Annotated in this window: 17 protein-coding genes and 2 tRNA genes; 14 read left to right on the top strand and 5 right to left on the bottom strand. The window is 70.2% G+C overall.

Going from position 1 to position 19,798, the window contains the following annotated elements; genetic code table 11:
* The first annotated feature begins 72 nt into the window (after nt 1–72).
* The 6 genes from ACVHNB_RS35525 (at nt 73) to ACVHNB_RS35500 (ending at nt 5,812) form a co-directional block, all read left to right on the top strand.
* Entirely contained in the window at nt 73–870 is a 798-nt protein-coding gene (locus tag ACVHNB_RS35525; protein WP_428954466.1) for an ABC transporter permease, read from the top strand.
* Between the two features lie 32 nt (nt 871–902).
* Entirely contained in the window at nt 903–1,964 is a 1,062-nt protein-coding gene (locus ACVHNB_RS35520) for a 2-aminoethylphosphonate ABC transporter substrate-binding protein (protein WP_456226749.1), read from the top strand.
* Nucleotides 1,965–2,124: 160 nt separating this feature from the next.
* A complete protein-coding gene (locus ACVHNB_RS35515) occupies nt 2,125–3,621 on the top strand; it encodes an alkaline phosphatase family protein (RefSeq protein WP_456226748.1) in 1,497 nt (498 codons plus the stop codon).
* 81 nt (nt 3,622–3,702) lie between these two features.
* Complete coding sequence (locus tag ACVHNB_RS35510) at nt 3,703–4,482, top strand: HAD-IIA family hydrolase (protein ID WP_456226747.1); 780 nt, start codon at nt 3,703–3,705, stop codon at nt 4,480–4,482.
* Nucleotides 4,483–4,554: 72 nt separating this feature from the next.
* Nucleotides 4,555–5,130: a hypothetical protein gene (locus tag ACVHNB_RS35505; protein ID WP_428954469.1), complete on the top strand. Its 576-nt coding sequence runs from the start codon at nt 4,555–4,557 to the stop codon at nt 5,128–5,130.
* A gap of 7 nt (nt 5,131–5,137) precedes the next feature.
* Complete coding sequence (locus ACVHNB_RS35500; protein WP_428954470.1) at nt 5,138–5,812, top strand: class F sortase; 675 nt, start codon at nt 5,138–5,140, stop codon at nt 5,810–5,812.
* Between the two features lie 261 nt (nt 5,813–6,073).
* On the opposite strand, the gene ACVHNB_RS35495 is transcribed toward ACVHNB_RS35500, so the two are convergent.
* On the bottom strand, nt 6,074–6,817 hold the full coding sequence (locus tag ACVHNB_RS35495) for an ANTAR domain-containing protein (RefSeq protein WP_428954471.1): 744 nt from the start codon (nt 6,815–6,817) through the stop codon (nt 6,074–6,076).
* A 161-nt stretch (nt 6,818–6,978) separates the two neighbouring features.
* Here ACVHNB_RS35495 and ACVHNB_RS35490 point away from each other — a divergent pair, with 161 nt between their 5' ends.
* Nucleotides 6,979–7,980, top strand: a complete 1,002-nt coding sequence (locus ACVHNB_RS35490) for a glycoside hydrolase family 6 protein (RefSeq protein ID WP_456226746.1) — start codon at nt 6,979–6,981, stop codon at nt 7,978–7,980.
* Between the two features lie 59 nt (nt 7,981–8,039).
* Here the strand turns inward: ACVHNB_RS35490 and glxA are convergent, their stop codons facing one another.
* The 4 genes from glxA to ACVHNB_RS35470 all read right to left on the bottom strand — a co-directional run bounded on the left by glxA (nt 8,040) and on the right by ACVHNB_RS35470 (nt 13,226).
* Nucleotides 8,040–9,977 carry a radical copper oxidase GlxA gene (gene glxA / locus ACVHNB_RS35485; RefSeq protein WP_428954473.1) on the bottom strand — a complete coding sequence of 646 codons (1,938 nt, stop codon included), beginning with the start codon at nt 9,975–9,977 and terminating at the stop codon, nt 8,040–8,042.
* Nucleotides 9,974–11,911, bottom strand: coding sequence for a glycosyltransferase family 2 protein (locus ACVHNB_RS35480; RefSeq protein ID WP_428954474.1), 1,938 nt, complete (start codon nt 11,909–11,911; stop codon nt 9,974–9,976). Before ACVHNB_RS35480 ends, glxA begins: the two co-directional genes overlap by 4 nt.
* Nucleotides 11,912–12,256: 345 nt before the next feature.
* The gene (locus tag ACVHNB_RS35475; protein WP_456226745.1) at nt 12,257–12,949 is read right to left on the bottom strand and encodes a FadR/GntR family transcriptional regulator; all 693 of its coding nucleotides are present in this window, start codon (nt 12,947–12,949) and stop codon (nt 12,257–12,259) included.
* Between the two features lie 203 nt (nt 12,950–13,152).
* A tRNA-Lys gene (locus tag ACVHNB_RS35470) sits at nt 13,153–13,226 on the bottom strand.
* A 225-nt stretch (nt 13,227–13,451) separates the two neighbouring features.
* Here ACVHNB_RS35470 and ACVHNB_RS35465 point away from each other — a divergent pair.
* The 7 genes from ACVHNB_RS35465 to ACVHNB_RS35435 all read left to right on the top strand — a co-directional run bounded on the left by ACVHNB_RS35465 (nt 13,452) and on the right by ACVHNB_RS35435 (nt 19,737).
* Nucleotides 13,452–14,783 (top strand): peptidoglycan-binding protein, encoded by a 1,332-nt coding sequence (locus tag ACVHNB_RS35465; protein WP_456228988.1) that lies wholly within the window; start codon nt 13,452–13,454, stop codon nt 14,781–14,783.
* A 72-nt stretch (nt 14,784–14,855) separates the two neighbouring features.
* Nucleotides 14,856–16,124, top strand: a complete 1,269-nt coding sequence (locus ACVHNB_RS35460; RefSeq protein ID WP_428954476.1) for an SPFH domain-containing protein — start codon at nt 14,856–14,858, stop codon at nt 16,122–16,124.
* 161 nt (nt 16,125–16,285) lie between these two features.
* Nucleotides 16,286–16,897 carry a lytic polysaccharide monooxygenase auxiliary activity family 9 protein gene (locus ACVHNB_RS35455; RefSeq protein WP_428954477.1) on the top strand — a complete coding sequence of 204 codons (612 nt, stop codon included), beginning with the start codon at nt 16,286–16,288 and terminating at the stop codon, nt 16,895–16,897.
* A 109-nt stretch (nt 16,898–17,006) separates the two neighbouring features.
* Nucleotides 17,007–17,441 (top strand): DUF3592 domain-containing protein, encoded by a 435-nt coding sequence (locus tag ACVHNB_RS35450; RefSeq protein ID WP_428954478.1) that lies wholly within the window; start codon nt 17,007–17,009, stop codon nt 17,439–17,441.
* An 18-nt stretch (nt 17,442–17,459) separates the two neighbouring features.
* Nucleotides 17,460–17,888, top strand: coding sequence for a hypothetical protein (locus tag ACVHNB_RS35445; protein WP_456226744.1), 429 nt, complete (start codon nt 17,460–17,462; stop codon nt 17,886–17,888).
* A 55-nt stretch (nt 17,889–17,943) separates the two neighbouring features.
* Nucleotides 17,944–19,611, top strand: coding sequence for an AMP-binding protein (locus ACVHNB_RS35440; protein ID WP_456226743.1), 1,668 nt, complete (start codon nt 17,944–17,946; stop codon nt 19,609–19,611).
* A gap of 52 nt (nt 19,612–19,663) precedes the next feature.
* Nucleotides 19,664–19,737 (top strand) — tRNA-Lys (locus tag ACVHNB_RS35435).
* Nucleotides 19,738–19,798: the final 61 nt, after the last annotated feature.

Below are 19,798 nucleotides of genomic sequence, written 5' to 3'. Positions count from 1 at the left end.
CGGGTTCGTCGTGGCTGAGCGCGCAGTTCCCCGCGCCCCTTCAGGGCGCTGTCCTCCCTGGGGTGAAGTCTCATGCTGGTGCATAGCAAGAAGGGCAAGTGGGCCACCTGGGCCGTCTTCTTCCTCCTCTTCCTTCCGCTCTTCGCGCTGCCTCTTCTCGTCATCGTCGCCGCCTCGTTCGCCACGAACTGGTCCGGGGCCCTGCCCTCCGGGTTCACCGGCGGGCACTACCAGGCCGCCACCAGCGGGGACTCGCTCACCGCGCTGACCACCAGCCTCGTCACGGCCGTCACGGCGAGTGTGCTCGCGCTGGTCGTGGGCGGGTGGGCCGCGCTCGCCGCCGCGTCGCTGAGGAAGGGCGGGCGCCGGGCGATGGACGCCCTGTTCATGCTGCCCGTCGCCGTGCCGTCCGTCGTCGTCGGCCTCGCCGTGCTCGTCGCGTTCAGCAAGCCGCCGATGCTGCTCAACGGCACGCGCTGGATCGTCATCATCGCGCACACGATTCTTGTCACCGCGTTCGCCTACCAGTCGGTCTCGGCGGCCATCGTGCGTCTCGACCCGGCGTACGAGCAGGCCGCGGCGTCGCTCGGCGCCCGGCCCGCGTACGTCCTGTGGAAGGTGAAGCTGCCCCTGCTGCTGCCCTCCCTGAACGCGGCCGCCGGGCTCTGCTTCGCCCTGTCCATGGGCGAGTTGAGCGCCACCATGATGCTCTACCCGCCGGACTGGATGCCGCTGCCGGTGCAGATCTACGCGACCACCGACCGCGGCTCGCTGTTCACCGGATCCGCGATCGCGGTGGTCCTGATGGCCGCGACCCTGATCGTGCTGCTCGCCGTCTCCCGGATCCGCACCAAGGCCTCGTACCGCTGACCCTCGTATCACGCAACGGAGTTCACCTCGCCATGCGCAGAAACACGCTCACCACCATCGGCGCCGTCACCGGCAGCCTCGCCCTCGCCGCCTCCCTGACCGCCTGCGGCGGCAGCTCCGCCGCCTCCGACGAGAAGGCCGTCACCGTCTACAGCGCCGACGGCCTCAAGGGCGAGAACGGCGACGGCTGGTACGACCAGGTCTTCAAGGACTTCACCAAGAAGACCGGCATCAAGGTCAAGTACGTCGAGGGCGGCTCCGGCGAGGTCGTGCAGCGCGCCGTCCGCGAGAAGACCAACACCCAGGCCGACGTCCTCGTCACCCTGCCGCCGTTCATCCAGCAGGCCGACGGCAAGGGCCTGCTCGCCACGTACGCGCCCGAGGGCTCCGACCAGGTCGACGGCGCGGACAAGGCCGCCGACGGCACCTGGACCTCGGTCGTGAACAACTACTTCGGCTTCATCTACAACAAGAAGGAGCTCAAGACGGCGCCCACGACGTGGGAGGAACTGCTCGACGGGAAGTACAAGAACAAGCTGCAGTACTCCACCCCGGGCGTGGCCGGCGACGGCACGGCCGTCGTCGTCAAGGCCATGCACGACCTCGGCGGCAAGCAGCAGGCCATGGACTACCTGAAGAAGCTCCAGGCCAACAACGTCGGCCCGTCCGCCTCCACCGGCAAGCTCGCCCCCAAGGTCGACAAGGGCGAACTCCTCGTCGCCAACGGCGATGTGCAGATGAACTACGCCCAGTCCAAGGACATGCCGAACCTCGGCATCTGGTTCCCGAAGGCCGAAGGCGGCAAGCCCACCTCCTTCGCCCTCCCGTACGCGGCCGGCCTCGTGAAGAACGCCCCGCACACCGCGAACGGCAGGAAGCTCCTCGACTTCATGCTCGCCGCCGAGCAGCAGCGGCAGGTCAGCGCCGTCGGCGGCGGCTTCTCGGCCCGCAAGGACGTCAAGGCCACCGACGAGAACGCCCTCGCGCTCGCCAAGATCATGGACGGTGTGGAGATCTTCGAGCCGGACTGGAACGACATCGACAAGAACCTCCAGACGTACGTCGACGACTGGAAGTCCGCGACCGGCAGCTGAGACCTGTCCGCCGGTCCAGCGGGCCCGAGTCCATCGGGCCGGCACGAATGTCCATGGCCCTTCGCTCCCACGTCACCAGAAGATAACGGGTCTGGTCCAAATCCTCGCTGTACTGGGGGAGTTGGCCCGGACCCGTACTCGTACGCCCCTGGAGGAAGACATGTCCCGCCACGGCATATCCCGCCGCACCGTCCTGTCCGCCACCGTCGCCGCGTTCGCGGTGGCCGGCCCCCTCGCGAACAGCGCGCTCGCCGCGGCCAAGGCCCCCAAGGTCCTGGTCATCGGCCTCGACGGCACGCTCCTCAGCAGAATCAAGGACGCCGACGCGCCCCGCCTGAAGGCCCTGATGGCGGCCGGCCTCACCGCGCCCAGCTCGATCTACGCCGACCCGATGGCGCCCACCATGTCGGGGCCCGGCTGGTCGACGCTGATCACCGGCGTCTGGCCCGACAAGCACCACGTGAAGGACAACAACTTCACCGGCCACAAGTTCGCCCAGTACCCGGACTTCCTCACCCGCGTCGAGACCGCGAAGCCGAACCTGTCGACGTACGCCGTCTCCTCCTGGGCGCCGATCACGGACACGGTCTTCTCGTCGAAGGTCGACGCCCGCGTCTCGACCCCGAGCGCCGAGTACGACACCGGCACCACCAGCCGCGCCGTGGACCGGCTCACGAGCGCGAACCCCGACGCCGTCTTCGTCCAGCTCGACAACGTCGACCACGCCGGACACTCCTACGGCGCCGCCAGCCGGCAGTACCTGGACGCGATCCACGGCGTCGACGGGCAGGTCGGGCAGCTGGTCGACGCGGTGAAGTCCCGTGCCACGTACGGCAACGAGGACTGGCTGATCCTCGTCACCGCCGACCACGGGCACACCGACCCGGGCGGCCACGGCGGCTCCACCTGGCAGGAACGGCAGACGTTCATGATCGCCGTCGGCGGCACGATCACCGCCGGCTCCACCCGCTACGACGTCAAGATGCCCGACATCGCCGCCACCGCCCTCGCCCACCTCGGCATCGCGATCGACCCGGCCTGGGGCCTGGACGGCCGCCCGGTCCAGCAGCCGGCCCCGGACGACTTCGACACCCTGCGCGCCCGGCTCACCGGCCCGGTGGACGAGACCGGCATCGGCGCGGGCACCGTCGGCTTCACACACACCCCGCCCAGCGGCTGGAGCGTCGACAACTCCGCGATGGGCACCGGCGGCGTCACCGAGTGGCGCGGCTGGTCCTTCACCACCGACGAGTTCTGGACCAAGGCCGAACGCGACCAGCAGCGCGAGTGCAACGTACGGGCCCGGAACGTCTTCGCGGTCGCCGACGGCGACGAATGGTCCGACAGGACCGTCTCCGGCACCTTCGACTCCACCCTGGTCAGCCCCGACTTCCCGGTCACCGGCGGGCGCCCGGCCACGCTCACGTACACCACCTTCTACCGGCAGGAGTCGCCGCAGAAGGGAGAGGTCCTCGTCTCCTACGACGGCGGCACCCCGGTCTCCGTGAAGACGTACACCGCCGACGTCCCCTCCCGCAGCGAGACCGTCGCCCTGTCCGTGCCCAGCGGCGTGACCAGGGCGAAGGTCCGCTTCCGGTACACGGGCGGCAACAACTGGTTCTGGACGATCGACGGGGTCAAGATCAGCACTTCCTGATTAGGCTGTGGGCGTCGGCACAGAGTCGTCCCGGCGCCCCTCAGCTCACTAGATTCACGGCGAACCGCAGGAGTGCACCCCATGGCAGAGCGCAAGCCCATCGATTCGTGGCTCACCGACATGGACGGGGTGCTCATCCATGAAGGAGTCCCGATCCCGGGCGCCGACGCCTTCATCAAGAAGCTCCGCGACTCCGGCAAGCCGTTCCTGGTGCTGACCAACAACTCCATCTACACCGCCCGCGACCTCCAGGCCCGCCTCACCCGCATGGGCCTGGAGGTCCCGGTCGGCAACATCTGGACGTCGGCCCTGGCCACCGCCAAGTTCCTGGACGCCCAGCGGCCCGGCGGCACCGCGTACGTCATCGGCGAGGCGGGCCTGACCACGGCCCTGCACGACATCGGCTACGTGCTGACCGACCACGCCCCCGACTACGTGGTCCTCGGCGAGACCCGCACCTACTCCTTCGAGGCCATGACCAAGGCCGTCCGCCTCATCAACGGCGGCGCGCGCTTCATCTGCACCAACCCCGACGAGACCGGCCCCTCCACCGAGGGCCCGCTGCCCGCCACCGGCGCCGTCGCCGCCCTGATCACCAAGGCGACGGGCAAGCAGCCCTACTTCGCGGGCAAGCCCAACCCCCTGATGATGCGCACCGGGCTGAACGCCATCGGGGCGCACTCCGAGACCAGCGCCATGATCGGCGACCGGATGGACACCGACGTGCTGGCCGGCCTGGAGGCGGGCATGCAGACCTTCCTCGTGCGCACCGGTCTGACCAGTGACGCCGATATCGCGAAGTACCCGTTCACCCCCTCGCACGTCGTCGACTCCATCGCCGACCTCGTCGACCTGGTCTGACCCGCGCCCGGCCCCTCCCGGGATGCGGAAAGCCGCCGGACGCGTGAACCTGCCAGTATCAGGAGGTTCACGATGCGTGCTGGTCTGCTTGCTCTGAGTGCCGCGGCGGCGGCCGTCGCCCTGGTGACCGTGCCGGTGGGGCCGGTCGCCACCGCCCGGGCCGCCGACCGCGGCGGCTCCGTCGCCGTCACCCCCGCCGCGGTACCCGCCGGCACCGAGGTCGACCTGCGCGTGAGCGGCTGCGACGGCACCACCGGCCGCGCCTCCTCCGACGCCTTCGTCACGCCCGGCGTGCTCGCCCCCTCCGCGGACCGGCCGACGCTGTTCGCGGAGGCCCGCGTGAAGTCGTCCACCGCCCCGGGCGACTACGAGATCAAGGTGACCTGCGACGGCGTCGACGCCAAGGTCAAGGGCACCGTCCGGGTGCAGGCGAACAGCCCCTCGCCGGCACCGACGCCGACCGCGCCCGTGCACGCCGGAGGCGGCGGCGCGGCCACCGGACTCGCCGCCGCGCACACCGCGCCGCGCGCCGCCATGGCCGACGGCCCCGGCACCCGGCACGCCGTCATCGGCCTGGTGCTCGCCGCGATCGCCGCCGTGGCCGTGGCCTTCCGCAGCGTCCGGCGCCGCCGGACCCCGCAGGAGTGAGCGCGCCATGAGCGACCGGTCGTCGCACGGCGTCGGGCGGCTGATCACCGGCGTCGCCTGGGCGGTCCTGCTGCTCGGCCTGTGGCTGTGGGGCCGCGGCATCACCGACGTGAACCTCTCCTCGCCGACCACCGGCGACGCGGCCGCCGTCGGCCGCCCCCTCGGCGTCGAGCTGCCCGCCGCCCACAAACCCGTCAAGGCGGCGAAGCCGCAGCGCATCGACGTCGCCGCCCTGCGCATCCAGGCCCCCGTCGTGGCCCGTGGCCTGGACGGCGGCGGCGCCGTCGACCCGCCGCCCTACAGCCAGGCCGGAGTCGTCGGCTGGTACGGCGCCGGCGCCCGGCCCGGCGAGCGCGGCACATCCCTGTTCGTCGGGCACGTCGACACCGAGAGCAAGCCCGCCGTCTTCTTCCACCTCAGCGAGGCCAAACCCGGCGACACGGTGCGGGTGGTGCGCGACGACGGCTCGGTCGCCGAGTTCACCGTCGACGACGTCCAGGTCTTCTCCCGCGACTCCTTCGACCCGCACCGGGCGTACGGACAGCACCGCTCCGACCGCGCCGAACTGCGCCTGATCACCTGCGGCGGAACCTTCGACAAGGCGTCGCGTACGTACACCGCGAACGTCGTCGTCTCCGCCTATCTGACCGGGATCGACGAGGCGCCGAAGCGGGAGAGCTGACATATGCGGCACCCGGCCCGGCCGACGACCCGCTCCCCCCGGAGCCGTCGGCCGGGCTGGTCCTCGACCGCGCGCGCTACGGGTTGCGGGAGTAACCCGGCGTCGGCGCGGGAGGTTCGAGGGGTCGTCCGGTCCTGCAGGCCGAGGTCTTGGGCCACTGGCACCGACTTTAGAACGGATGGGGCGCGCAGCCTAGAGGGCGTTTGACGCCAAGTACGAGGCTGGTGGCACAGCGTGGTCATCGCAGGTGGACGGCACTTTTCAGGAAGGTCCGGACTTGTCGTGACGCAACTCCCCGTCGGTCAGGGTGCGATGGATCACGGAGTGCGCGACCTGGCCCATGGGCAGCCGGTTCCTGCGTGCGTACTGGCGCAATATCGTGAAGGCCGCGTCCGGTGTACTGTCCCAGCGCTCGGCGAGTATGCCCTTTGCCTGCTCGATGCGCACGCGGCTGGCAAGTGCCCCTTGCAGCTGCCGTGAAAGCTCCTTGTACTGGGCGTAAGCGCGCTGGTTGTACAGACCGACGGCCGCGGCGTCGGCCAGTGTCTGTGCGAATGCCAATCCGCGTTCGCTCCGGGGGAGTTCGGGCAGCGTGATGCCGAGCACGCCGAACACGTCCTCGCGCCGGCGCAGCGGCACCGCGCAGGCGGCGGCGACCCCGTGGGCGGCCGACGCGAACGCGGGCCAGCGGGCCACGGCCTCCTCGGAGTCCAGGGCGACCGGCGGCACGGCCTTCCCGGTCTCCAGGCTGTCGCGCGCCGGGCTCGTGGACCAGTCGCCCCGCAGCAACCTCCCGGCACAGGCGTCCTGTTCGGTGCTCTGCGCGACCAGCACGGGGCCCTCGGGGCGGCGCAGGAACACGCCGGCGCCCCGCGAACCGGCCAGCTCCGCGCAGGAGTCGGCCAGCCGCCGCAGGTAGCGGGCGACGTCGAAGTCGTCGAGGAGCGTGTCCACGCACTCCAGCAGGGCTGAAGCCAACCGCAGTTCGAGGGTTCCCTCCGCCATGGCCCTGCCCCTTTCGTCCCTCGGGAGAGACGTCCGCTGATCGCCGCCTACCCCGTTGCGGCGGGCTGTAACAGGTCTTTGACAAGCGAGGTCCGACCTCGTGGTCCGAGCTGGACGTATGTCACGATTGGAGACCAGACAGTGCACCCAAGGGGGAGTGGATGTACCGGAAACTGAGGGCCGGGGCAGTCGTCGTGGGGGCGGCGCTGCTGGTGTCCGCGTGTTCCTCCGGAGGTAAGGACAAGGACGGCTCATCGAGCCCTCCGGTGAAGCAGCAGCCGAAGAGCGCCGATCCGTTCTGGGTCAACCCGGACAGCAAAGCCGCTCAGGCCGTCGCGGCCCTGGAGAAGGACGGCAAGGGCGACGAGGCCGACAAGGTCCGCAAGATCGCAGAGCAGCCCAGCGGCGAGTGGATCCTGCCGGAGAACGCGCAGGAGCAGGCGCGCGGCTACACGGAGGCCGCCGAGAAGGCGGACCGGGACGCGCTGCTCGTCCTCTACAACATCCCGCACCGCGACTGCGGCCAGTACTCCGGCGGCGGCGCCGCCGACGGGAACGCGTACCGGGAGTGGATCGACCAGGTGGCGGCGGGCATCGGCGACCGGCCCGCCACGGTGATCCTGGAGCCGGACGCCGTCCAGCACATGGTGGACAACTGCACGCCGGAGCAGTTCCACGAGGAGCGCTACGACCTGCTCAAGGGCGCCATCGGCAAGCTCCAGTCGCTGAAGAACACGACGGTCTACCTGGACGCGGGCAACGCGGGCTGGGGCAAGCCCGACCAGATCTTCCAGCCGCTGCAGTGGTCCGGCATCGACCAGGCCGACGGCTTCTCGGTGAACGTGTCGAACTTCTACACCACCGACGACTCCGTGAAGTACGGCAAGGAACTGTCGGCGAAGGTCGGCAACAAGCCGTTCGTCATCGACACCAGCCGGAACGGGAACGGGCCGTACACGGCCGGCTCCGCCGACGAGCGCTGGTGCAATCCGCCCGGGCGGGCGCTGGGCGAGACCCCGACCACGAAGACCGGCGACCCGCTGGTGAAGGCGTACCTCTGGGTCAAGCGTCCCGGCGAGTCCGACGGCACGTGCAAGGGCGGCCCCAAGGCCGGGGAGTGGTGGGGCGCGTACGCGATGAAGCTCGCCGACGCCGCCAACTGACCGGGCAGGCAGACACGATGCAGGGGCGCGGGAGACAACTCCCGCGCCCCTGAAGCCTGTTACGGCACGTGCACCCACTGGGCCTTGCTGGGCGTGCCCTGGTCATCCGTCACGAACAGCATGTACCAGCCCGATTCGACCAGCGAGCGGTTCTTCGGCACGGTCACCGTGACCGAGTCGTCGGACTTCTTCAGATCGAGAGCGATCGACGTCTGGTCGACGTCCGTGACATGCGTCGACGCGCTCGGCCGGATCAGCCGGGCCGTCGTGATCGACGACGCGTGGTCCGTCCGGTACGTCGCCGAGGAGCCCCGCGCGATCGTCTTCTCGCCGCCCTGCAGCGTGGGCCGCGAGTCCCGGTACAGATAGGGCGGCGTGTAGATCTCGATGCGCTGCTCGAACTCGCCGGGCTTGGTGTTCGCCTTGTCCGCGTAGAGCGAGTCGGAGCCGAAGAACAGCACGCGCCCGTCGGGCAGCAGCAGCGACCCGGAGTGGTAGTTGCGGCCCACCAGCGGGTCCGCGACGCGCTTGAACGAGTTCGTCTTCGTGTCGTAGATCCGCGCCTGGTGGATGTTGGAGTCCCCGCGCCCGCGGTAGTCCTCGGAGCCGCCGGAGATCAGCACGCTGTCGTCGGGCAGGACCGAGGCCTGCGGATAGCGCGTGCCCTTCTCCAGCTCGGGGCCGTCCACGAACGTCGGGTCGGCGGCCTTGAGGTCGACGATCCGGGTCTTCTTGCTGGACAGCTTGGACTCGCCGACCCCGCCGCCGCCGACCACCATGTACTTCTGGTTCTGCGCGGGCGGCAGCTCGACCGTATTGGCCGTCTCCATCATGTTGGCGTCGGAGAGCCCCGGGATCTTCTGGAACTTGTTCGTCGTCAGGTCCCAGATGCCGGGCTTGCGGCCGACGTTGTCCGGTCCGTAGCCCGCGTTGGCACCCGAGTAGAAGATCTTGCCGTTCTCCATCTGGAACAGCGCCGGGTACGTCGGGAACTGGCGGACGTCCTTGAGGTACGTCCACTTCTTCGTCTTCGGGTCGTACACCTCGTTCTTGCCGGGCACCAGCTGCCCGATCTCGTCGAGGCCGGAGACCGAGAGGACCTTGCCGTCCGAGAGCGTGGTCAGCGTGGGGTACCAGCGCGCCTCGTTCATCGGGTCGACCTTGATGTACTTCTCGGCGACCGGGTCGAACTCGTAGGAGTCCTTGATCCCCTGGAAGTCCTTCTTGTCGAGGGCGAGCTTCTGCGCGATGCCGTACACATTGCGCGCGTCGGCGCCGGTGAGGCCCTGCACCCGGTAGTTGTCCTGGGTGCCGGTCTCGTACTTGGTTCCGCTCTTCTGCGCCTCGACGTAGACCCGGCCGATCCCCGGGTCGTTGCGCAGGAACTTGCCGGTCTGCGGGTCGAAGACCTTCTTGGCCCGCTCGACGGTGATGTTGATGTCCGAGACGAACGTCTTGCCGTTCTCCTTGCCGGTGAACTTCGTACCGGCCTTGATGGTCTTGGGCGCGTCCGGGTCCTCGTTGTGGACGATCATCAGGCCGCCGGCCTTGGTGACGTCGCCCTTGAGCTTCTCGTACTTCTTGGTGCCGCCCGCGATCAGCAGGTTCCCGTTGGCCAGCTGCGTGTGGCCCGTGCAGAACAGGTCGCTCGGCGTCGGGATCTTCTTGATCGTCTTCTTCACCGGGTCGTACAACCGGGTGTCGAACTTCTTCGCGTCGAAGTTCTTCTGGTTGTTGCCCGAACCGGCCACCAGCAGGATCTTGCCGGTGCGGAGCAGCGCCGCGTGGATCGTGTTGAGGCGCATGTCCTTGGGGAAGTCGATGACGTCCCACTTGCCGTTCTCGGCCTTGTACTCGGGTCTGTTGATCTTGTAGTCGTGGTACTTGGCCGACCCGAAGCGATACAGCCAGGGTCCGTTCATCCCGGCCAGCGCCAGTACCACCACCGTGCCGATGGCTATCCGTCGGGCACGGCGGCGGCTCGCACCGTCTTTCACTTGTTACGTCCCCCCAGGGAGATCTGCATGGTCTGGTCGTTGCCCCCGTCCGCGGCCCAACTGGGCTTCGGCTGCGGCGCACCGTGCGGCTGCGCGGCCTGCTGAGGCAGCCCCGGCTGCTGGGGCGCCTCGGCGGCGTGCTTCGGCTTCTTCTTGTCCTGCCGCAGCATGTACCGCCAGGCGAACATCGGCAGCGCGGTGATCAGCAGGGCGAAGCACGCCCAGGTGATCATCGCCGGGTGGGAGTGGCCGAACACGAAGCCGGCGGCGATCGACCCGGCGAAGATCAAGATGAAGTACCAGTGGTACCGGAACGTCCCGAACCACCGGTCGGGGCTGGCCGAGTCGCCCTTGGGGGTGACCACGAACTTGCTCTTGCGGCGCAGCATCGAGTCGATCAGCGCCTTCGCGTACAGCGGCGCGGACAGCGCGGACATCACCATACCGGCGACGCCGCCGGAGCCCTCCGGCTCGTGCGGCGAGACGTTGTGCCGGCGATTCCAGATGTACAGGCCGATCTGCAGCGCCGACGCGTTGCCGTACAGCATCAGCCAGATGGTCGGGTCGATGTTCACACCCGAGGCGCCCAGACCCAGGAACAGCGCACAGCTCAGCGCCGCCAGGATCCAGTTCATCGCCGCCATCGGGTAGAAGATGATCATCATCGTGTAGTTGAAGAGCTTGCTCGGCGGGAGCGTGAAGAAGCCCTTCCAGTACTGCTTGAGGATCGTCTCGTACGTACCGCGCGACCAGCGCATCTGCTGCGTGAAGAAGTCCGTCCAGGCGCTCGGGCCCTCACCGACGGCGAGCACGTCCGGCGTGTAGACCGAGCGCCACTTCTTGCCGGTGGCCGGGTTCTTGTGGCGGTGGATCTCGAAACCGGTCGCCATGTCCTCGGTGATCGAGTCGTACAGGCCGCCGATCTGTTTGAGCGCCTTGATGCGCACGGCGTTCGACGTGCCGACGAACATGGGCGCGCCGTAGCGGTTGCCGGCGCGCTGGATCAGCGCGTGGAAGAGGAACTGCTGGGACTCGGCGGCCTTGGTGACGAAGTTGTCGTAGTTGCCGTAGACCTGCGGGCCGATGACGAAGCCGACGTTCGGGTCGCGGAAGAAGCCGAGCATCCGCTCCAGGTAGTTGGGCATCGGCACGTGGTCGGTGTCGACCGAGGCGAAGAAGTCGTAGTCGTCGCCGTGCGCGTCCAGCCAGGCGTTGTAGTTGCCGTGCTTGGTCTTGGCCCGGTGCGGGCCCTTCGGCTGGTTCCACTTCGCGACGCCCTTGCGGGAGAAGTGGTGCACGCCGAGCCGCTCGCAGACCGCCTTGACCTCGGCGTCGTCGCCCTCGTCGAGCAGCCAGATGTGCAGAAGGCCCCGGTGGCGCAGCTTGACCGCCGCCTCCAGGGTCTTCGTCACCATCTCGATCGGCTCCTTGCCGGGCACGAACGAGGTCAGGAACGCGACTCTCGTGCCGGTCTCGGGCACCACCGGGATCGGGTCGCGGGCGACCAGCGTGGCGTGCGCGTTCGACAGCACGTTCATGCAGCGGAAGAACTCGATCAGGCCGATCGAGACGAGCATGACGATGTCGAGCGCCGGCAGGAAGTCGTACTTCACGTAGTCGCGCTCGGTCCAGTGCTCGGGCTGCAGCAGCCAGAACAGCAGCACGAGGGAGAGCAGCGGGGCGGCGCCCAGCATGAGCGCGGCACGGAGCCGGTGCGGCTCCTGCGAGAGCAGGGAGCGGTACTGGACCTCGTACGGCTTCGTCGGATCGGGCTGCGTGAGGGGTCCGGCGAGGCGGCTGTAGTGCTCGTAGTCGTACCGCGGCAGCGACTTCTTGATGCGTCTGAAGCCGCCGGTGCGGTGCGGCGGTACGCGCAGCTGGGTCGTTTCGGACGCGTCGAAGTTGTGCCGGGCGCCGGTCGGCGTCGACGTCATGAGTCATCCCCCCGCACGCGAGTCACCGCGTGGTCGTCGGTTCGCACCCGGTCCGGTCCCCCTCGACCGTTCCGGGCGTATCAGTGGCAGGCCACCGTCCCACCCTCTCTAAGACTGGAACGACAACCTTCCGGTTGCATGATGCCCCCCTCGGCATCGCTTCATGAACGGGACCCCCATACCCGTGCCTTCAGCAACCGGATCGTGCCGTGTTCCCGCCGTACGGGCCTCGGTGCGGCCTCCAACTGCCTTGCACCGTAAGCCTCATTGGAGCCAATGGCTCCAGGATAGGGTGCTGCGCCCCGCATCATGATCGCAAGGGCGATACGCAGCGAAACATGGTGTTTACCGGTCTTGCTGTGGGGTTGCTGCCAATCGGAGCCGAATGTTCCCGAAGTGATCATGTATCGCCCGCTCCGCCCGGATCATGTCCCCGGAGCGCACCGCGTCGAGGATCTCCCGGTGCTGACGGCAGGTCACGACCGGGTCCTGCGGCACGTCCACGAGGTCGGTGCGCACCCGGTGGAAGGCCTCCCAGAAGGCCTCCATGACCTCGCCGAGCAGCGGGTTGCCCAGGCTGCGGTAGAGGGTGGCGTGAAAGGCGCGGTCGGTGGCCGCAGCGACCGCCGCGTCCGGGGCTGCGGCTTCCTTCTCCATCTGCGCGACCAGGGCGTCGAGTTCGGCGAGGTCGGAGTCCGGCACCTTGCCCGCGAGGCGCGCCACGAGCCCGGTCTCCACGGCCTCGCGCAGTTCGAGCAGCTGGAGCAGGCTGTCCTCGCCGCGGTAGTGCGCGGCGACGGTGCGGAAGGTGAGGCCCTCGACCATCGGGGCCATCGACATGGACCCCACGTAGGTGCCGAAACCGTGCCGGATCTCGACGATGCCCATCGCCTGGAGGGCCTTGAGCGCTTCCCGAACGGAGTTGCGACTGACGCCGAGGAGTTCCATCAACTCGGGCTCGGTGGGCAGCGAGGCCCCCGGCGGAAGCCGCCGGTCGACGATCAGCTTCTTGATCTGTTCCTGGAGGTCACGCGGCATGGGGTCACGTTAGCCGTACGACGGGGGCCGGGACCCCGGTCGGGGGGACGGGCTCTGCGGCATCTGTGGTGCGGGCGGGGACCCCGCGCGGGGGGTGTGGGTGGCGGAGCCACCCCCCGGACCCCCAGCCGCGAAGGGTGCCGAGGCGGAACCGGTCCAACACCGAAGGCCCCCCGCTGATGCGAGAGGCCTTCGATCGTCTGTGCGCCGCCAGGGACTCGAACCCCGGACCCGCTGATTAAGAGTCAGCTGCTCTAACCAACTGAGCTAGCGGCGCCTGCTGACCTGCATAACTTTACCCGACCTCCAGGGGTGCTCCTGACCACTCGACGCGCCGAAGGAGGGGTCGATTTGTGTCGATTTCCATCATTCGGACCGTCAACATGCGATTTGCGTAGAGAGTTGAGACGCTTCCTGCGTGCGAGCACGAGGCTCATCAGTCCAACGGTCGGCACCGGAGTGTGAGGGGAATCGCATGGATCGCGGCGAGGGCAGGGAGCGCATGGAGACTCCGGTCTTCGAGGAGATCGACCCGGCGGGCGACTGCGGCTGCGCGGGCTGCGCCCAGTGGCGCCGCACCGTCCCGCACCCGGTGCGCACCAAGGTCGGCGCCCGGCACATGCTGGTCGCCGCCGCCGCGGCCGGCACCGTCATCGGCGGCCTCCAGCAGGCCCCGGCGATCGCGGCCGGACACCACGAGGCCAGACCCCAGGACCCCGGCCCCGACGGGACCTCCACTCCGCAGGGCGGCACCAGCGCGCTGCACGGGGCACCCGGCGCCCCCGGCTCCGCGGCGGAAACCGTGGACCTCGCCCGGCAGAGCGCGCTGCGCACCACGACCCGGGCCGCGATCATCAACCGCGCCAAGACCTGGGTCGCGGCGAAGGTGCCGTACAGCATGGACAAGTTCTGGAAGGACGGCTACCGCCAGGACTGCTCGGGGTTCGTCTCCATGGCATGGGACCTGCCGGGCAACGAGTGGACGGGCAGCCTCGCCGCCTACGGCACCCGGATCACCAAGGCTCAGCTGCAGCCCGGCGACATCCTGCTCTTCCACAACCCCGCCGACCCGGAGAAGGGCTCGCACGTCACGATCTTCGGCGGCTGGACCGACTACACGCGCAGCTACTACATCGCCTACGAGCAGACCCGCCCCGGCACCCGCAAGCAGTCCACCCCGTATGCGTACTGGAGCAATTCCAGCAAGTACCTCGCCTACCGCTACAAGGGCGTGAAGGCGGGCACCACCTCGGGCTCCGACGCGTCGGCGACGACGAAGTACCCGGGAGCCGCGTCCTTCGGGCCCGGCGCGAACAACGTGTACGTGACCCAGCTCGGCAAGCTGCTCGTGGAGCGCGGCGGCAAGCGGTTCTACAGCGAGGGGCCCGGCCCGCGCTGGGGCGAAGCGGACCGCAAGGCGACGCAGGCGTTCCAGAAGGCGCAGGGCTGGACCGGCGCCGACGCGGACGGCATTCCCGGGCCGACGACCTGGTCGTACCTGGTCAGCGGCAAGGGCAAGGACATCCCCGGCAGCGGCAGCGGCAGCGGCAGCGGCGGCGGCAGTGGTGGGAGCGGCGGCGCCAAGGGGAGCAAGGTACCGGCGTTCCCGGGGGCGGCCACGTTCCGGCCCGGCGTGAGCAGTGCCTCGGTCACCCAGCTCGGCAAGCAGCTCGCGAAGAAAGGTTTCGGCAAGTACTACACCCAGGGTCCGGGCCCGCGCTGGGGCGAGGCGGACCGGCGCAATGTCGAGGCGTTCCAGCGGGCCCAGGGCTGGCGGGGCGCGGCGGCCGACGGATACCCGGGGCCGGAGACATGGCGGCGGCTCTTCTCGTGAACGGTGCGGGCCGGTGAGGCGGCCCAGTGGTGAGCAGGCGGCAGGCGGCGACATCTCAGTACGGAGGCGAGGATGAGTACGACGGCGGAACAGCCGGAACGGGCAGCGGAGCGCCCGGCGCCGGAGGCCGACGACGACCGCGCGACGGGCGGCCGGAGCGCGGCCGACGACCGGAGCGGCGCCGGCGGCAGGACCGAGCGGTCCGGCCGGGCCGAGTCCGGGCGGGAGGGAGCGGGGCCGGTCCCGGGTGCCGGACCGCCCGCGGGCCGGGGCACCCGGCTCATTCACAACGAGGCGACCACCGAGATCCCCCTGCACCTGCTGTTCCGGGACGACCCGGAACCGGTGGCGGTGCCGCTGCGGCCCGCCGTCGTGGGCACCGGCACCGGCGGCGGCCGCCCCGCGCCGCGCCCGCACCTGCGCACACCGGCCCGGCCGGTGCCGTCCCTCGACCCGGACCTCGGGGAGCGGGCCGGGCGGGTGCTGCCCGGTGCGGTCGGGGTGTTCGGCGGGGCCGTGGGAGCGGCCGGCGCCGCGGTCTCCCTCGGCTGGGCCGGGGCGCTGCCGCGGATCATGACGGAGATCGCCGGGCTGCCCGGGTACGAGGGCGTGGGGCTCGGCGCTGCCCAGTGGGCGGCGCTCGCGGGCTCCGGCGCGCTCGCCCTGTTCGGGTTCGGCGGGCTCGCCCGCGGCCGGGCCGGGCGGGCCTGGGTGCTCACCCTGTTCGGGCGCTACCGGGGGAGTGTGCGCAGGTCCGGGCTGCTGTGGGTGAACCCGCTGCTGCTGCGCCGCCGTGTCGACCTGCGGCTGCGTCACTGGCGCAGCGAGCCGATGCCCGCGGTCGACGCGAACGGGGTCGCGCTGCGCGTCGTCGTGCTCGTCGTGTGGCGGATCAAGGACACGGCACGGGCCACGCTCGGCGTGGAGGACCACGAGGAGTACCTGCGCGAGTGCGTCGAGGCGGGGCTGGCCCGGGTCCTGTCCCAGCTGCCCGCCGACGCCTTCCACACGGACGCCCCGACGCTGCGCAACGCCGAGGCCGTCGGCGATCTGCTCACCCGGCGCCTGGCCACGGACGCCGAACCGGTCGGCATCGAGGTGTTCTCGGCGCAGCCGACGCGGATCGAGTACGCGCCCGAGGTGGCGGCCGCGATGCAGCGCCGCCGGATCGCGGCGCTCGACGCGCAGCACCGCGACAGTGTGCTGACCTCGGTCGTGGACTCGGTGGAGGACACGGTGACGAGGCTGACCACCCGGGGTCTGGTCGAGCTGGACGACTACGAGCGCAGGGCGCTGGTGAAGGACCTGACGGTGGCGTTCTACACGGGCCGGGGTGAGTGACGGGCACCGAACCCGAGGGTGTGGGCCGGTCAAGGATCGGTACGGTCACGTCTTTGTCTGGACACGGCCAACTCCCGGCAATACATTGGGGGTTGGTCTAGACCTGGAATATCGCTGTGCGCACGGCTTCCGGCACTCCCCACACCCCCAGGAGCGGCAGCATGCGGAAGACCTCCCGACGTACCAAGACCTACGCGGCCCTGCTCGGCCTCACGACCGCGGGGGCGTTCGCGCTCTCGGCCGGAGGCGCGAGCGGCCACGGCTACACCGACCTGCCCATCAGCCGGCAGAAGCTCTGCGCCAACGGCACCGTCGCCAACTGCGGCAACATCCAGTGGGAGCCGCAGAGCGTCGAGGGCCCCAAGGGCTTCCCGGCCGCCGGTCCCGCCGACGGCCAGATCTGTTCGGCCAACCACGGCGAGTTCGGGCAGCTCAACGCGCCCAAGCAGCCGAACGGCTCGGCCTGGCCCACCACCAAGGTGACGGGCGGTCAGAGCTACACGTTCCGCTGGCAGTTCACCGCCAGACACTCCACCACGGACTTCCGCTACTACGTCACCAAGAACGGCTGGGACGACAGCAAGGCGCTGACCCGGTCCGCCCTGGACACCACCCCGTTCCTCACGGTGCCCTACAGCGGCCAGCCGCCGGCCACCCTCTCGCACTCCGGCACCCTGCCCTCCGGCAAGTCCGGCCACCACGTGATCCTCGCGGTGTGGACGATCGCGGACACGGCGAACGCGTTCTACGCATGCTCGGACGTCACGTTCTGACGTTCTGAGGTTCTCTTGAGGCGCTTTCGCCCCGGACGCGGGTAGCTTCCCCGCACACCGCCCGATCGCGGGGCGGTGTGCAGGGGAAGCACGACTACGGGGGAGTGCCATGGACCTGTTCTTCTATCTCGTGCCGGTGTTCATCGCCGGGGTGGCGCTGTGCATGGGGTGGGCGGTGGCGCGGCAGTCGCTGCGGCTGCGCACCGCCTGGCGCGGCGGGCTCACCGCCGAGGCGCGCTGCCTGCGCGCGTACACCCGGACGAGCGGCGGCGACCGCCCGCACACGACACAGCACCACGTCTACGAGTTCACCACCGGCGACGGCCGTACCGTCCGCATCGACGAGGCGGGTGGCCCCGCCGTGACGGTCCAGGGCGACGTGGTGGTCGTGCGCTACGCGCCGGACCGCCCCGAGCACGCCACGGCCCACGCGCCGCGCCCCGCGGTGAACGTGGCGGGGACGGTGCTGCTGCTCGGATTCGTGGGACTGGTCGTGGCCTTCTGCGTATTCTTCGTGGCCGATCTGCCCACCGAACACTTCTGAACCGGGGGTCCCGCGGCCATGGACGGCTTCGTCTTCCACATATGTTTCCCGCTGCTCATGGTGCTGCTGATCTGGGCCGCGTACGCGATCGTGCGCCGCGCCAGGGAGCGGCGGGCGGCCTGGGAGAGCGGGCTCACCGCGCAGGCCCGGGTCGTGGCCGCGTACGTGCGGGTGCAGATGGTCAACAACGTGGCCCGGCGCATCCAGTGGCACGAGTACGACTTCACCACCGAGGGCGGCCGGGCCGTGCGGTTCAAGGAGTCCGGCGGGCCCGCGAGCCGCGGCCGGGGCGACGAGACGCTCGTGTACTACGTGGCCGCAGACCCCGAGAAGGCCACCGCCTCCGAGCCGCAGTCGGGCAAGGACATGTTCGGCACGGTGTTCGGCCTCGTGGTGATCGCGGTGGGAGTGATCATCCTGGCCAAGGTGACCGTCCAGTACTGGTGAGCCGGAGGCGCACGCCCCTCCACATCTGACGACACGTCAATTACCGTGCGCCGCCATGGGATCCATGACGCGCACCTTCGCGGAACTCGTCCAGGAGCGATGGGGGGACCACCGGCCCGGGCTCGCGTACGACGATCAGGTCCTCAGCCACCACCAGGTCGCCGCGGGGGCGGCGGCGCGGTCGGCACTCCTCGCCGATCTGCTGCCCCGCGGCGCCGAGCCGCACCTCGGGGTGCTGCTCGACAACACCCCCGAGTTCCCCCAGTGGCTGGGCGCGGCGGCGCTCGCCGGAGCCGCCGTCGCCGGGATCAACCCGACCCGGCGCGGCGCCGAACTGGCCCGCGACATCACGCACACCGAATGCCGGGTCCTCGTCACCGAGCGGGCCCATCTGCCCCTGCTCGACGGCCTGAAGCTGCCCGGTGTGCGCGTCCTCGTGACCGACACCGGGGCGTACGACGAACTGCTCGCCCCGTACGAGGGCACGAAACCGGAGAGCGCCGCCGGGGTCGGGCCCGGCACCCGGATGCTGCTCTACTTCACCTCCGGGTCGACCGGCGCGCCCAAGGCCGCCATCTGCACCCAGGGGCGCCTCGCCGCGGCCGGACGCTCCCTGGTCGACCACTTCGGCGTACGCGCCGACGACGTGCACTACATCTGCATGCCGCTCTTCCACGGCAACGCCGTCATCGCCGACTGGGCCCCCGCGATGGCGGCGGGAGCGGGCGTGGCACTGCGCAGGCGCTTCTCGGCATCCCACTTCCTGACCGACGTGCGGAAGTTCCGGGCCACCTACTTCACGTACGTGGGACGCGCCGTGCAGTACATCCTGGCCACCGACGAACGCCCCGACGACCGGGACAACCCGCTGCGCGTCGGCTTCGGCACCGAGGCGGGGGCGGTGGACGCGGTCCGCTTCGAGGAGCGGTTCGGGGTGCGGCTCGTCGAGGGGTACGGCTCCTCCGAGGGCGGCGCCGCCGTGCAGCGGACCGCCGACACCCCGCCCGGCGCGATCGGCCGCGCGGCGCCCGGCGACGACCTCGTGGTGCTCGACCCGGAGACGCGGGAGCCGTGCCCGCCCGCCGCGTTCGACGCGGCCGGGCGGCTGGTCAACGGCGCCGAGGCGATCGGCGAGCTGGTCAACCGCGGGCGCTCGCCGTTCGAGGGGTACTGGCGCAACGACGCCGCGTACGCCGAGCGGGTCCGGCGGGACGGCTGGTACTGGACGGGCGACCTCTTCTACCGGGACGCGGCCGGCTTCCTGTACTTCGCGGGGCGCGGCGACGACAAGATCCGGGTGGACAGCGAGAACCTCGCCCCCGCCATGATCGAGAACATCCTCGCCCGCTGGCCCGACGCCGCGGCCGTCGCGGTGTACGGGGTGCCCGACCCGGTCTCCGGGGACCAGGTGATGGCGACCGTGGCGCCCCGCGCGAAGGCCGCGTTCGACCCGCTGGCCTTCGGCGAGTTCCTGCTGACCCAGGGCGACCTCGGCACGAAGATGGCGCCCCGCTTCGTACGCGTGGTGGAGCGGATGCCGGTGACGGCGACGAACAAGGTGCGGCGCGGGGAGCTGCGCCGCGAGGGGTTCTGGAGCGGGGGAGAAGTCTGGTGGCGCCCGGCCGGCGAGGCGACGTACCGGCGGCTGACGCCGGACGAGCGGTCCGCCCTGGTGGACACCTACCGGGAACAGGGCCGCGAGGGCCTGCTCCCGACCCCCTGACGATCTTGGTCACCAGCACCCTCCGGACCAGGTACTATTTACGAGTCAGCACGCGCCGCTAGCTCAGTTGGTTAGAGCAGCTGACTCTTAATCAGCGGGTCCGGGGTTCGAGTCCCTGGCGGCGCACGTTGTCGGTGGCGGGATGTGTTCGCGGAAAACGCGAACCGTCCCGCCATCGTTGTTTTTG

It is taken from the genome of Streptomyces sp. YJ-C3 (assembly GCF_053891275.1).
This window is presented reverse-complemented; position numbering and strand designations above follow the sequence as displayed.